Raw genomic sequence first — 13,061 nt, 5'->3', positions numbered from 1 at the left:
TCCGGTCAGCCGCCCCTATTTTTGATACATGAAACGATTTTTCCTTAGTCTTGGCCTGGCCATCCTGGTATTCGCGCTGGCGGCCGTGGGCGCGTTCGCGTGGTGGGCCAATCACCCGCTGCCCCTCAACAAGTCGCCCATGGAGGTGGTGATCAAGCCCAATTCCGGCGTCGCCAGCGTCGGCCGCCAGATCCAGCGCGGTGGCGTCGGCATGGACCCGCGGCTGTTCATGCTGCTGGTGCGCCTGACCGGCCACGGCCCTGACCTGAAAGCCGGCGGCTATGAATTCGAGACCGGCGCCACGCCGCTGTCGATCATCGGCAAGCTGGCGCGCGGCGAGGTTACGCACTATGTAGTCACGGTGATCGAGGGCTGGGAATTTCGCAAGATGCGCGCCGCCGTGGACGCCAGCCCGGCGCTGCGGCACGACACCCGGGACATGTCCGACGCGGAGCTGATGAAGGCAATCGGCGCGGCCGAGACCTCGCCCGAAGGGATGTTCTTCCCGGATACCTACCTGTTCGCGCGCGGCAGCAGCGATGTCGAGTTGTACAAGCACGCCTACCGTGCCATGCAGCGGCGCTTGAACGAGGCCTGGAACGCACGCTCGCCCGACCTGCCGTACAAGACCCCGTACGAAGCCCTGGTGATGGCGTCGATCGTCGAGAAAGAAACCGGCCAGGCCGCCGAACGGCCGATGATCGCCGCCGTGTTCATCAACCGGCTGCGCAAGAACATGATGCTGCAGACCGACCCGACCGTGATCTACGGCCTGGGCGATGGCTTCGACGGCGACCTGCGCAAGCGCGACCTGCAGGCCGACACCCCGTACAATACCTACACCCGCACCGGCCTGCCGCCCACGCCGATTGCGCTGCCGGGGCTGGCCTCGCTGGCGGCGGCCACCACGCCGGCGCCATCCGACGCACTGTACTTCGTCGCACGCGGCGACGGCAGCAGCCATTTCTCCAACTCGCTTCCCGAACACAACCGCGCGGTCGACAAGTACCAGCGCGGCAAATAGGCATTCCATGCGCGGAAAATTCATCACGTTTGAAGGCATCGACGGCGCCGGCAAGAGCACCCATATCGACTGGGTCGCCGACCGCCTGCGCGCACGCAGCGATATTGCCGGCGTCGTCACCACCCGCGAGCCCGGCGGCACGTCGCTGGGCGAAGACCTGCGGCAGATCCTGCTGCATCGCAAGATGCACCTGGAAACCGAGGCGCTGCTGATGTTCGCGGCCCGGCGCGAGCATATCGCCGAGGTCATCGCCCCCGCGCTGGAGCGCGGCAAGTGGGTGATTTCCGACCGCTTCACCGACGCCACCTTCGCCTACCAGGGCGGAGGCAGGGGCCTGGCCACCGAGCGCCTGGAAGTGCTGGAAGACTGGGTGCAGGGCGGCCTGCAGCCGGACCTGACGCTGCTGTTCGACGTGCCGCTGGAAACCGCCAGCGAGCGGCTGGCCGGGGCGCGCGCGCCCGACCGGTTCGAATCCGAATCGCGCGCGTTCTTCCAGCGCACCCGCGACGAATACCTGCGCCGCGCGGCCCAGTCGCCGCAGCGCTTCCGGGTGATCGACGCCACGCGCAGCATTGCGGACATTCGCGATGAACTTGAAAAAATCATCGCAACTGTCTGATTTTTGGCCGATATATGCCTGGCGTGATAGATGTGAATGCCGCGCCATTGTGGAATCGCAATGGCAGGGCGTTCATTAGGTAAAACTTGAAGTTAGATCGCTAATCTACTGATTCACATGCTATATCCCTGGCAGAAGGAAGACTGGCAACGGCTCGGCGCGCTGCGTGAACGGCTGCCGCATGCCTTGCTGATCCATGGCCAGCAAGGCATCGGCAAGCGCGACCTGGCCCTGCATTTCGCGCAGGGACTGTTGTGCGAGGCGCCGCTGCCGGACGGCCAGCCCTGCGGCCAGTGCGCCGCCTGCCACTGGTTCAGCCAGGGCAACCACCCGGACTTCACCGTGGTGCGGCCCGAGGCGCTGGACGCCGCGGCCGAGGCCGAGACCGACGAGGGCGGCAAGAAGAAGGCGCCCAGCAAGATCATCCGCATGGAGCAGGTGCGCGCGCTGATCGAGGCCGTTGGCGTGGGCACGCACCGGGCCGGGCTGCGCGTGGTGGTGGTGTATCCACTCGATGCGCTGCAGACCGAGGGCGCCAACGCACTGCTGAAGACGCTGGAAGAGCCGCCGCCGTCCACCGTGTTCCTGCTGGTGACCGACCGCCTCGACCGCATCCTGCCGACCATCTTGTCGCGCTGCCGCCAGTTCTCGACCCAGCGCCCGACGCCGGAGGCCGCGCTGGCCTGGCTGCGCGGCCAGGGCGTGGCCGATGCCGAGGCCCAGCTGGCGCTGGCCGGCGGCTCGCCGCTGACCGCGCTGCATGCCGCCGAGGCCGAGGAGCAGCCGCTGCAGCGCTGGCTGGTCGGCCAACTGGGCGCCGCCGCCGCCTTCGACGCCTCTGCGGCGGCCGAGCAACTGCAGAAGCTGCCGGTGCCTGCCGTGCTTGGCATCCTGCAGCGCTGGACGTACGATCTGCTGACGCTGCGCCTGGACGGCAGTGCCGCGCCGCGGTACCTCCCCAAGGAACGGGCCGTGCTGGCGCGCTGCGCCGAGGCCACCGACGCGCGCCGCCTGCAGGCCTTTGCCACCCGGTTGGCCGCGCACCGCCGCAGCGAGAACCATCCACTGGCGGCCCGGCTGGTGATGGAGGCGGTATTCCTGGAATACCGCCAGCTGTTCCGGTAGTACGCCTGGCAGTCAAAAAAAGCCATAACAACAAGCATTACCGTCATTCAGGGGGTCAACCATGAACACAGCAGTCGCCGGCGCACCGCCCGCTGCGCCAACTGGCAGCGGAGCGGCATCGCGTCCCAATGTGCTGTCCTTGTCGATCAAGGACCAGGCCGGGCTATATGCGGCCTATATGCCGTTCCTGGCGCGCGGCGGCATCTTCGTGCCGTCGAACCGGCCGTTCCGCCTGGGCGAGCAGGTGTTCCTGGTGCTGTCGCTGCTGGACCGGCCGCAGAAATACCAGATCGCGGGCCACGTGGCCTGGATCACCCCGGCGGGCACGCCGATGAAGACCCCCGGCGTCGGCGTGCATTTCCCTGACGACGACAACGGGCGCAACCTGCGCCGCGCGGTGGAGGAGATCCTGGGCAAGATGCTGGAGTCCGGGCGCCCCACACAGACCTTATGAACGTTGTGAGGTTGTTCTCACAATATTTTGATTTTCAATGAATTTTTCACTTCGTATTGCCGAGCCCCGCGACCTGCCGGGCATCGTCGCCATCTATAACAGCACCGTGCCCTCGCGCATGGTCACCGCCGATACCGAACCGGTCACCGTGGCCTCGCGCCAGGCCTGGTTCGACGCCCACCAGCCCGGGCGCCGCCCGCTGTGGGTGTGCGAGGACGCCGACGGCCGCATGGCCGGCTGGATGAGCTTTTCAGATTTCTATGGCCGCCCGGCCTACGGTGCCACTGCCGAGGTGTCGATCTACCTGGACGCGCAGCGCCGCGGCCAGGGGCTGGGCCGCTACCTGCTGCAACAGGCCATCGACCATGCGCCCAGGGTCGGCGTGAATACGCTGCTCGGCTTTATCTTCGGCCACAATGCGCCCAGCCTGGGCCTGTTCGCGTCGCTGGGCTTTACGCGCTGGGGCGACCTGCCGCGCGTCGCCGTGCTCGACGGTGTCGAGCGCGACCTGATCATCGTCGGCCGCCGCGTGGACTGAGCCACCCGCCAACAGAGATTCCCCATGTTTGTCGATTCCCACTGCCATATCGATTTCCCCGAGCTGGCTGCGCGCCTGCCGGAACTGCTGGAGAATATGCGCGCCAACCAGGTCACGCATGCGCTGTGCATCTCGGTCACGCTGGAAGACTTCCCGCGCGTGCTGGCGCTGGCCGAGCAGCATCCCAACCTGTACGCCTCGGTCGGCGTGCATCCGGACTACGAAGAGGGCGAGGAACCGACGCTGGAGCGCCTGGTGGAGCTGTCCGCCCACCCGCGCGTGGTCGGCACCGGCGAGACCGGGCTGGACTACTACCGCCTGAACGGCCGCAGCATCGCCGACATGGAATGGCAGCGCGAGCGCTTCCGCACCCATATCCGCGCCGCGCGCCAGACCGGCAAGCCGCTGATCATCCATACCCGCTCGTCTGCCGACGACACACTGCGCCTGATGCGCGAAGAGAATGCGCGCGAGGCCGGCGGCGTGATGCACTGCTTCACCGAGACCTGGGACGTCGCCCGCCAGGCCCTGGACGAGGGTTTCCATATCTCGTTCTCGGGCATCGTCACTTTCAAGAGCGCGGCCGACCTGCAGGAAACCGCGCGCAAGGTGCCGCTGGAGCGCATGCTGATCGAGACCGATTCGCCCTACCTGGCGCCGGTGCCATACCGCGGCAAGACCAACGAACCTGCCTGGGTGCGCCATGTGGGCGAGTTCATCGCGCAGCTGCGCGGGGTGCCGGTGGAACAGGTTGCGGAACAGACGACGGAAAATTTCTTCAATCTATTCAAGCATATTGACAGGGAATCGCATGTTTAACATGAAGTTTGCCCGACGCGCTGCCGGCGCCCTTGCGCTGGTCGCCGCCACGCTGGCGCAGGCCGCGCCTGCCGACGACATGCGCAAGGCCGTCGAATTCGACGACGCCAACACCGTCAAGAAGCTGCTGGCCAAGGGCGTCGATCCCAATCTGGTGGACAGCCGCGGCAACCCGGCGCTGGTGCTGGCGCTGCGCGAGAAGTCGCTGAAGGCGGCCACGGTGCTGATCCGCGCCAAGGACATCGATTTCGACAAGGCCAACCCAGCCGGCGAGACCCCGCTGATGATGGCCGCGCTGCAGGGCGAGCTGGACATGGTCAAGCTGATGGTCGACGAGATGGAGGCCGAGGTTAACAAGACCGGCTGGACGCCGTTGCACTATGCGGCCACCAACGGCCACAACAATGTGGTCAAGTACCTGGTCGACCAGGCCGCCTATATCGACGCCGAGAGCCCCAACGGCACCACGCCGCTGATGATGGCTGCGCGCGGCGGCCATATCGAGACCGTCAAGCTGCTGCTGGACGAGGGCGCCGACATGCGCTTGAAGAACCAGCAGGGCATGACCGTGATCGACTTTGCCGAGCGCTACAACCAGGCCGAGATCGCCAAGGGCCTGAAGGCGCGCTGGCAGAAGCTGTACCCGCAGACGCCGATCGTGGCGGCGCCGCCGCTGAAGGCGCCCACCGGCGAGCCGGGCGGGCAGCGGCCCGCGGCACAGCAACCCGCGGCGCAGCAGCCCAAGACCAAGGGCTGGTAAGCGCTCATGCCGGCGATGACCGTCGGCGCACGCCTGCGCCAGTGGGCGCGCGGGCTCAAGGCGAGCCTGCTGACGCTGTGGTTCTGCAGCCGCCATCCCGGCACGCCGTGGAGCGCGCGGCTGCTGGCCGCGCTGGTGGTGGCCTATGCCTTCAGCCCGATCGACCTGATCCCCGATTTCATCCCGGTGCTGGGCTATGTCGATGACGTGCTGCTGGTGCCGCTGGGCATCTGGCTGACGCTGCGGATGATTCCACCGGCGGTAAAGGATGAATGCCGCGGCCGGGCTCAGGCGTGGCAGGCCACGCATGCAAAACGGCCGCGCAATCGCGCGGCCGCCGTGGTCATCGTGCTGGTGTGGGTGTTGCTGGCCTGGCTGGCATGGCGCTGGCTGGCGCCGGCCTAGACATCATCCGCCAGCCGCACCCCGGTGAACTGCCAGCGCTGGTGCGGATAGAAGAAGTTGCGGTAGGTCGCCCGGATATGCGATTCGGGCGTGACGCACGAACCGCCGCGCAGCACCATCTGGCCGCTCATGAACTTGCCGTTGTACTCGCCCACCGCACCCGCGTTCGGGCGGAAGCCCGGATACGGCAGGAAGGCGCTGCCGGTCCATTCCCACACATCGCCGAACATCTGGCGCAGCACGCCTGAGGTGTTCTGCCGATCCGGCAACGGCCGCAGCGCGCGGCCTTCAACAAAATTCCCGGTGGCCGGCAGGCTGCGCGCCGCGTGCTCCCATTCGGCCTCGGTCGGCAGCCGGCGTTCGGCCCAGCGCGCGAATGCCTCGGCCTCATAGAAGCTGACGTGAGTGACGGGGCTGTCCGGATCGACCGGATGCATCCCACGCAGCGTCATCTGCCACCACGTGCCTTCGCGTTCTTCCCAATAGAGCGGGGCCAGGATGCCTTGCTCGCACACCCAGCGCCAGCCGTCGGACAGCCACAGCCCGGCCGTCTGGTAGCCGCCATCCTCGATGAATTCAAACCATTGCCGGTTGCTGACCGGGTGCGAGCACAGCGTGAACGGCGCCAAGTAGGCCTTGTGCCGCGGCCCTTCGCAGTCAAAGGCAAAGGTCTCGCCGCGGTGGCCGATCTCCACCAGGCCGCCGTCAAAGCCGATCCAGTCCGGCGCGGGCCGCGGGTCGGCAATCACCGGCTCGGGCAGTTCCGGGGCAAAGGCGGGGCGCAGCGGGTTCTGCGCGAACAGGTGCAGGATATCGGTCAGCAGCAGTTCCTGGTGCTGCTGTTCGTGCTGCAGGCCGAGCATGATCAACGCCGCCTCGTCATCGGTCTGGGCGCTGCCCAGCAGCGTCAGCATCGATTCGTCCACGGCTTCGCGGTAGGCCAGCACCTCATCCAGCGAGGGGCGGGTCAGCAGCCCGCGTTGTGGCCGCGGGTGGCGCGGGCCGACCGCTTCGTAGTAGGAATTGAAGAGGTAGCGGTAGTCCGGGTCCACCGGCTCGTAGTCCGGGATGCGCGCGGCCAGCACGAATTCCTCGAAGAACCATGTGGTGTGCGCCAGGTGCCATTTTGCCGGGCTGGCGTCGTCCATGGACTGCACGGTGGCATCGGCATCGGACAGGTCGGCCACCAGGGTCTCGGTGGCGGTCCGTACGTGGCGATACTGCGAAAGCAGGGCGGGTTCGTGCGGCGGATGGAGGGCGGCGGCTGGCAACAGGGCTGAAGTCATGCGGGCTCCCGGGAGTGGATCGGTCGATGACTGCAGGCGGCGGGACAGCCGCGGGCAAATAGCCGGGGCCGGCGCGCCGCCCATGGCACGCGGGGCGCCGTAGCGCCCCGATCCATCATAGACCTGATCCGTCCGCGGGGCGAGCCGGCGCCGTCCTGCAGCGCCGGCCGGCCCTCGGGACCTCAGGCTGCCAGGCGGCCGGCGTCGTTCAGTGCCGCGATTTCGGTGCGGGCGCTGGCCAGGCCGGCTTCGCGGAACTGCGGACCCATGGCCAGGCCGTGGGCACGCACGTAGCTGATGTCGGTGATGCCCAGGAAGCGGAACACGATGTCGACGGTCTTTTCGTGCAGGTCCAGCTCATTGGCATCCTGGCGCACGCCACCGCGCGACGACACCACGATCACGCGCTTGCCGCCGGCCAGGCCCACCGGGCCGTTCTCCGTGTACTTGAAGGTGCGGCCAGCCTGCGCGATGCGGTCGATCCAGGCCTTGAGCTGGCTGGGGATGCTGAAGTTGTACTGCGGCACGCCCACCACCAGCACGTCGGCGGCCAGGAATTCGCCCAGCCATTGCTCGGTGCGCTGCAACTCGGCTTCCTGAACGGCGTTCAGGCCTTCCTTCGGGCCGCCCAGCACGGGCAGCAGGTTGCCGGACAGGTGCGCCGGAGCGTCCTGGTCCAGGTCGCGCACGGTGACCTGGGCGCCCGGGTTGGCGGCGACGAGGTCGGCTACCACGCTGGCGGTCAGGCTGCGCGAAACGGAGTTGTCGCCAAGGACGCTGGAATCGATCTGCAGGATGTTCATGTCTTTCTCCACAAGGGTGCGGTTGCGATGGATGAAAGATAGCGGCTGGCCATTGGTATCGGTAGTGAGGCAAAATGCAAATGATTGTTCTACCGGCGCAACGCCAGCCTGGCGGGCGCACGGTGATCCCGGAGCCATCCATGCAAGACCTCAACGACTTGTCCCTGTTTGCCCAGGTGGTCGAACACGGCAGTTTTTCCGCGGCCAGCCGCGCCTCCGGCGTGCCCAAGTCACGCCTGAGCCGGCGCATCGCCCAGCTGGAACGTGACCTGGGCGTGCAGCTGCTGCGTCGCACGACACGGCAGGTGCGCGTTACCCCGCTTGGCGAATCCTTCTACGAACGCTGCCGCGCCATGCTCAATGAGGCCAAGGCGGCCCGCGAGGTCATCGAGCAGGCGCGCGAGCAGCCCGGCGGCACGCTGCGCGTGAGCTGCCCGATCGCCATCGCCCAGATCCTGCTGGCGCCGGCCATCGGCCATTTCATGCGCGCCAACCCGGCGGTGCGCATCGAGCTGGAGACCACCAACCGGCGCGTGGACGTGATCGGCGAAGGCTTCGACCTGGCGCTGCGCGTGCGCGAGTCCATGGAGGACTCCAGCCTGGCGGTGCGCACCTTCGGTGAAAGCCAGGTGATGCTGGTGGCCAGCCCCGCGCTGCTGGACAGCATCGGCCGCCCGCGCACGCCGCAGGCGCTGGATGGCATGCCCGGCGTGGGCCAGCCGCCCCACGACGGCAAGCATGTCTGGAACCTGCGCTGCAAGACCAGCGACTCGATCCAGATTGCCTATGAACCGCGCCTGGTCACCGAAGACTTCGTACTGCTACGCGAGGCGGCGATCGCCGGCGCGGGCGTGGCCATGCTGCCGCGGATGTATTGCCGTGATGCGCTGGAAAGCGGCGAGCTGGAACTGGTGTTGCCGCAGTACGACATGCCGGTCGGCACGCTGCATGCGGTTTTTCCGTCGCGCAAGGGCGTGACGCCTGCCACCCGGCGCTTTCTCGACTTCCTTGGCGAGGTCCTGCCCGAATGCGCATACAAGGCCGGCATGCTTGAACCGCGCCAGCCGGCCATGCACCGGGTGGTGTAGCGCAAGCCTCCCGGATGCGGCGCGGCGGGATTGGCGAGGTGGTGTGCCGGTCGCATGCCGGCCAGACGGCAGCCTCGTATTTGCGGCTTTACCTTCACGCCGCCTCGCACTAAGGTACAGGGGCGAGCCTCGCGCGTGAGGGTAAAGGCGCTTGGCTTCAACAACCAACTCGACAGACAACGGCAAGGAGAACGGCCATGGGTGGCTCTCAGGGTTCCCAGGACTTGGGCAAGGCGCTGCTGCGCATCGTGCTTGGCGTGCTGATCCTGATGCACGGCATCGCCAAGCTGACCGGTGCGTCCGGAATGGGCTTTGTGGCGAAGGTGGTCGCCGACGCCGGGTTGCCGGCATGGCTGACCTACGGCGTCTACATTGGGGAAGTCATAGCCCCGATCCTGCTGATCATCGGGCTGTGGAGCCGCCTGGCGGCGCTGATCGTTGCGCTCAACATGCTGTTTGCGGTAGCGCTGGTGCATACCAAGCAGCTCGGCATGCTGGCCGATACCGGCGGCTGGGCGCTTGAGTTGCAGGGGATGTTCCTGGGCGCGGCGCTGGCGGTGGCCCTGCTGGGGGCGGGCCGGCTCAGCGTGGGCGGCATCAATGGCAAGATGAATTAGCCCGTCGGGTCAGATGGCGTACGCTGCGCCGGCGTTCCGGCGCCGGTGGCGCGTGTGCGTGCCTGCATGGCTGCATGTGCGCGCTGCCGCGGACTCATGGAGATGTATCGTGAAACCCTTCCGGCAGCTCTTTCCGGTTGTGGCCGCGGCGCTGGTCCTGTCAGGCTGCGCCAGCGTGCCCGACATCAAGACCGACTACAACCGCAGCACGGATTTCAGCGTCTATCGCAGCTTCGGCTTTGTCGAGCACCTTGGCACCGACCGCCAGGGCTATGAAAGCCTGACCACTCAGTACTTCAAGTCTGCCGTGCAGCGGGAACTGACCGCACGCGGCTACCGCTATGCGGCGCAGTCGCCGGACTTGCTGGTCAACTTCAATGCCCGGCTGCAGGAGAAGGTCCAGGTCAGCCCGGCGCCGACGCCGATGATGGGCTACTACGGATATCGCGGCGGGCTGTATGCGCCGTGGCCGGGCTACGGCTTCTATAACGACGTCTATACCTACACCGAAGGCACGGTCAACATCGACCTGGTCGACCGGCGCCAGATGAAGCTGGTCTGGGAAGGCGTGGCGGTGGGCAGCGTGGACACCAGCGACAAGGCCAGCGCCCAGCAGCGCATCGACAAGACCGTGACGCAGATCTTTGCCAAGTATCCGTTCCGGGTCGGGCAGTAGCGCCGGCTCCGGGCCATGTCAGGCTGCCGGCGGCGTGGTTGCTGCCCGGTCGATGGCATCCGCGACGAAGACCTCGGCCGGCTTGGGCGCGGACCACAGGTAGCCCTGGCCCAGCGGGCAGCGCAGCGCCAGCAGCGCTGCCCGCTGCGTGTCGGTCTCGACGCCTTCGGCCACACACTCCAGGCCCAGCTCGCGCGCCAGGTTGATCATGTTGCGGCAGATGGCGGCACGCTGGCCATGCCCGTCGACATCGACAACGAACGACCGGTCGAGCTTCAGCTGCGTGAAAGGCAGGTCCGCCAGCAGCTTGAGCGTGGCGATGCTAACGCCGAAATCGTCGATTGCCACACCGTAGCCCAGCAGCCGCAAGCGGTTCAGCGCGACCGACAGGGCCAGCGTATCGGGCACCGGATAGCCCTCGGTCAACTCCACTGTCAGCGCCTGCCGCGGCACGCCGCTGGCGGCCACCAGGGCATCAGACGCCTCCAGCACGCCCGACCGGCACAGGGTTTGCGCCGACGCATTGATGCCCAGCGCAATGTGGATGCCGGCTGCGCGCAGCCGCTGCTGCGCTGCCAGGCACTGGCGGGTCACAAAGAAGAACACCGGGTCGGCCGCATCCAGTGCTTCGAGCCGTGGGATAAAGAGGTCGGGCTGTACCAGGCCGTGCTCGGGATGGCGCCAGCGCACCAGCGCCTCGGCGCCGGCCCGCCGGCCGCTTGCAATGTCGTGCTGGGGCTGCAGCATGACCAGCAGGTCCGTGCCTGACTGGGTGGCGGCGAGCAGTTCCGCGTCGTCGGGTGACCACGCCGGCGGGGCGGACTCGCCCGCGGGCTGGCGCACCAGCGCATCGGCCAGGATCTCTTCCACCACATCGCGCGACAGCGGCTTGCGCAGCGCGTGCACGCGCGGGATGCCGGCGGCGTGCGCCAGGCCGCGGTTTGAATCCAGGATGTCCTCCGCCAGCGCCGTCACCCAGACCCACACCGGCGCCGCCCCGGCAAAGGCATGCTGCCCCGCGCCGGTGCAGCTCGGCAATCAGTTCGGGGCCGTTGCCGCCAGGCATCTCGATGTCGCAGAGCACGATGTCGAACGGTTCGCGTGCAAGGATCTCGGCCGCTTGCGTCCCGTTTTCAGCGCAGACCGGGGTCTGCACGCCTAGATGCCGCAGCAGTCCCTCGGCCGCGACGCGCTGGAACGGATGGTCTTCGACGACAAGAACGCGCAGCCTGGCGTAGCGGATCGGCATGGGGGAGGGGGGAGGGGGAGGCGGCGGGCCGCCTGGAGTGCAATTCGATCGGGGGTTGCCGCATGGTAGCGCGGCGCCGCTGCGCCAACCACCGGATGGCGCAAAGTCTGCCGCCGCTGGCATCCGGAATCGCACAGGGATCGAGCGCAATCGCCCCGGAAACACGCTGCGTTACGAATATTTGCGCTTTCCGATTCAATCGCCGCCTGCCATAACCGCTACAATCGCTGCCCGTAGTTTTGAACATGGCATGTCGATAATGGGTTTTGGCTGGTTCGGATTTTCGACTTTCTGGATAGTGCCGCTGGTCTGGCGGCTGGTGACGCGCTGGCTCGCCGGCGAGCGCCGGCTGGCAGGGCCCGGCTCATTGCGCGTCTGGCTCGGCACGCTCGCCGTGCTGTGCGCGAGCGCCTGCCTGGAAGCGCTGACCAGTGGCACCGATCCGGACTCGAGCGCCGGCGGTTCGGCCGGCCGCGCGCTGGCCGGCATGATGGGCAACCTGTTCGGCTGGACCGGTGCCTTGCTGTTGATGCTGGGCGTGCTGGCGCTGGCCGCGCCGATGGTGTTCGGCGAAACCTGGCGCAGCCTGTTCGCGCGCAAGCCGCGCCGCGGCGCCGCGCCCGACGCGGCGCCGGAAGAGCCGCCGGTTTCCTTTGCGCCCACCCAGCCGCTGCGCGAGGCAGAGCGCTGGGAGCCGCCGTCGGCAGGCAACCCCGGCTGGACTGCGCCCGCCACGCGCCATCGCAGCTTTGAGGCGGTCTCGGCGCGCCGCCAGCCCGCCTGGCAACCGCCGCGTCGCACGCGTGAATCCCCGCCGCAGCCGGGCGAGATCTGGCTGCACCATGCCGAGTCGCCGAACGCGGTCAAGCCGACGCGCAGCGCGCCGCCCGCACCTGCCGCACCGGCACCGGCACCGCGCCCTGCCCAGCCGGCGGCACGCAAGCCGGCCGCGACGGCAGCCCCTTCACCGGCTTCAGCGCCGCGGCCGGCGCAGCCTCTGCGCGGCACGGTGGTAAGCAGCCCGTTCCGCCAACCGCAGCCCCTGGTGCGTTCGGCGATTACGACGCTGCCTGAGGCTTCCGGCAAGGGCATCGCCGCGGCCGCTGCTTCAGTCACCGTAGCTGCCGCCGTATCCGCGCCGGCCGAAGCCGCCGCCGCTGCGCCGGCGGCCACTGGCGCCACGCAAGCCGTGGCCGCTCCCGCGCAGCCGGTTACCAGCCCGGAACCTGAGGTAGTGGCAGTGCCCGAAGCGCCTGCCATGGAACCAGTGTCCGCAGACACCGATATCGTTGGCGATATTGCGCCGGAAGCAGTGCCGGCCGAAGCCGACGAAGCCACGCTTGCCGCGATCCGGCAGGAAGCCCTTGACCTGCTGGCCGAGTTGCAGGCGCTGGCTGGCAAGTCAGTGGTACCGCAAGCGGGTGCGCCGGAACCGCAACAACTGGAAGCGGCTGCGCCGGATTCAGCGCCGAATATTGCCGACGACGCAGAACCGCAAGCACTGTCTACCGTCACCCTGCCAGCCGAAGCCGAAGCCGAAGCCGAAGCCGAAGCCGAAGCCGAAGCCGAAGCCGAAGCCGAAGCCGAAGCCGAAGCCG

14 protein-coding genes and 1 pseudogene are annotated in these 13,061 nt (G+C 67.8%); 12 read left to right on the top strand and 3 right to left on the bottom strand.

Features of this window, described 5'->3' with window-relative positions; translation table 11 throughout:
• Nucleotides 1-28 precede the first annotated feature (28 nt).
• From mltG to AC3WL8_RS14635, 8 genes are all read left to right on the top strand, one after another.
• Entirely contained in the window at nt 29-1,024 is a 996-nt protein-coding gene (gene mltG, locus AC3WL8_RS14670; RefSeq protein WP_013956566.1) for an endolytic transglycosylase MltG, read from the top strand.
• Between the two features lie 7 nt (nt 1,025-1,031).
• A complete protein-coding gene (gene tmk, locus AC3WL8_RS14665) occupies nt 1,032-1,643 on the top strand; it encodes a dTMP kinase (RefSeq protein WP_013956567.1) in 612 nt (203 codons plus the stop codon).
• Nucleotides 1,644-1,760: 117 nt separating this feature from the next.
• Nucleotides 1,761-2,768 (top strand): DNA polymerase III subunit delta', encoded by a 1,008-nt coding sequence (locus tag AC3WL8_RS14660; RefSeq protein WP_153954817.1) that lies wholly within the window; start codon nt 1,761-1,763, stop codon nt 2,766-2,768.
• Between the two features lie 61 nt (nt 2,769-2,829).
• Entirely contained in the window at nt 2,830-3,222 is a 393-nt protein-coding gene (locus AC3WL8_RS14655; RefSeq protein WP_010810001.1) for a PilZ domain-containing protein, read from the top strand.
• 37 nt (nt 3,223-3,259) lie between these two features.
• On the top strand, nt 3,260-3,760 hold the full coding sequence (locus AC3WL8_RS14650) for a GNAT family N-acetyltransferase (protein ID WP_153954816.1): 501 nt from the start codon (nt 3,260-3,262) through the stop codon (nt 3,758-3,760).
• A 24-nt stretch (nt 3,761-3,784) separates the two neighbouring features.
• Nucleotides 3,785-4,579 (top strand): TatD family hydrolase, encoded by a 795-nt coding sequence (locus AC3WL8_RS14645; protein WP_013956571.1) that lies wholly within the window; start codon nt 3,785-3,787, stop codon nt 4,577-4,579.
• A complete protein-coding gene (locus AC3WL8_RS14640) occupies nt 4,572-5,339 on the top strand; it encodes an ankyrin repeat domain-containing protein (protein WP_013956572.1) in 768 nt (255 codons plus the stop codon). Before AC3WL8_RS14645 ends, AC3WL8_RS14640 begins: the two co-directional genes overlap by 8 nt.
• 15 nt (nt 5,340-5,354) lie before the next feature.
• The gene (locus tag AC3WL8_RS14635; RefSeq protein ID WP_041228373.1) at nt 5,355-5,744 is read left to right on the top strand and encodes a YkvA family protein; all 390 of its coding nucleotides are present in this window, start codon (nt 5,355-5,357) and stop codon (nt 5,742-5,744) included.
• On the opposite strand, the gene egtB is transcribed toward AC3WL8_RS14635, so the two are convergent.
• Complete coding sequence (gene egtB, locus AC3WL8_RS14630) at nt 5,741-7,030, bottom strand: ergothioneine biosynthesis protein EgtB (RefSeq protein WP_013956574.1); 1,290 nt, start codon at nt 7,028-7,030, stop codon at nt 5,741-5,743. The two genes, AC3WL8_RS14635 and egtB, sit on opposite strands and share 4 nt — an antisense overlap.
• Before the next feature lie 182 nt (nt 7,031-7,212).
• Nucleotides 7,213-7,833 (bottom strand): FMN-dependent NADH-azoreductase, encoded by a 621-nt coding sequence (locus tag AC3WL8_RS14625; protein ID WP_013956575.1) that lies wholly within the window; start codon nt 7,831-7,833, stop codon nt 7,213-7,215.
• A 140-nt stretch (nt 7,834-7,973) separates the two neighbouring features.
• On the opposite strand from AC3WL8_RS14625, the gene AC3WL8_RS14620 reads away from it, so the two are divergent.
• The 3 genes from AC3WL8_RS14620 (at nt 7,974) to AC3WL8_RS14610 (ending at nt 10,214) form a co-directional block, all read left to right on the top strand.
• Entirely contained in the window at nt 7,974-8,921 is a 948-nt protein-coding gene (locus AC3WL8_RS14620) for a LysR family transcriptional regulator (RefSeq protein WP_013956576.1), read from the top strand.
• A 197-nt stretch (nt 8,922-9,118) separates the two neighbouring features.
• Nucleotides 9,119-9,538: a DoxX family protein gene (locus AC3WL8_RS14615; RefSeq protein WP_013956577.1), complete on the top strand. Its 420-nt coding sequence runs from the start codon at nt 9,119-9,121 to the stop codon at nt 9,536-9,538.
• A 109-nt stretch (nt 9,539-9,647) separates the two neighbouring features.
• On the top strand, nt 9,648-10,214 hold the full coding sequence (locus AC3WL8_RS14610; RefSeq protein WP_041227891.1) for a DUF4136 domain-containing protein: 567 nt from the start codon (nt 9,648-9,650) through the stop codon (nt 10,212-10,214).
• An 18-nt stretch (nt 10,215-10,232) separates the two neighbouring features.
• On the opposite strand, the pseudogene AC3WL8_RS14605 reads toward AC3WL8_RS14610, so the two are convergent.
• A pseudogene (locus tag AC3WL8_RS14605) lies at nt 10,233-11,463 on the bottom strand (EAL domain-containing response regulator).
• Nucleotides 11,464-11,713: 250 nt separating this feature from the next.
• On the opposite strand from AC3WL8_RS14605, the gene AC3WL8_RS14600 reads away from it, so the two are divergent.
• On the top strand, nt 11,714-13,061 hold a 1,348-nt coding region (locus AC3WL8_RS14600), incomplete at its 3' end, for a DNA translocase FtsK 4TM domain-containing protein (RefSeq protein WP_492378379.1).

The organism is Cupriavidus sp. FW305-F7 (genome assembly GCF_058782875.1).
This window is presented reverse-complemented; position numbering and strand designations above follow the sequence as displayed.

Bases quoted from the DNA above. Each gene is read 5' to 3' on its own strand.
- mltG (WP_013956566.1), top strand. From the start codon at position 29: ATGAAACGATTTTTCCTTAGTCTTGGCCTGGCCATCCTGGTATTCGCG.
- tmk (WP_013956567.1), top strand. From the start codon at position 1,032: ATGCGCGGAAAATTCATCACGTTTGAAGGCATCGACGGCGCCGGCAAG.
- AC3WL8_RS14660 (WP_153954817.1), top strand. From the start codon at position 1,761: ATGCTATATCCCTGGCAGAAGGAAGACTGGCAACGGCTCGGCGCGCTG.
- AC3WL8_RS14655 (WP_010810001.1), top strand. From the start codon at position 2,830: ATGAACACAGCAGTCGCCGGCGCACCGCCCGCTGCGCCAACTGGCAGC.
- AC3WL8_RS14650 (WP_153954816.1), top strand. From the start codon at position 3,260: ATGAATTTTTCACTTCGTATTGCCGAGCCCCGCGACCTGCCGGGCATC.
- AC3WL8_RS14645 (WP_013956571.1), top strand. From the start codon at position 3,785: ATGTTTGTCGATTCCCACTGCCATATCGATTTCCCCGAGCTGGCTGCG.
- AC3WL8_RS14640 (WP_013956572.1), top strand. From the start codon at position 4,572: ATGTTTAACATGAAGTTTGCCCGACGCGCTGCCGGCGCCCTTGCGCTG.
- AC3WL8_RS14635 (WP_041228373.1), top strand. From the start codon at position 5,355: ATGACCGTCGGCGCACGCCTGCGCCAGTGGGCGCGCGGGCTCAAGGCG.
- egtB (WP_013956574.1), bottom strand. From the start codon at position 7,030: ATGACTTCAGCCCTGTTGCCAGCCGCCGCCCTCCATCCGCCGCACGAA.
- AC3WL8_RS14625 (WP_013956575.1), bottom strand. From the start codon at position 7,833: ATGAACATCCTGCAGATCGATTCCAGCGTCCTTGGCGACAACTCCGTT.
- AC3WL8_RS14620 (WP_013956576.1), top strand. From the start codon at position 7,974: ATGCAAGACCTCAACGACTTGTCCCTGTTTGCCCAGGTGGTCGAACAC.
- AC3WL8_RS14615 (WP_013956577.1), top strand. From the start codon at position 9,119: ATGGGTGGCTCTCAGGGTTCCCAGGACTTGGGCAAGGCGCTGCTGCGC.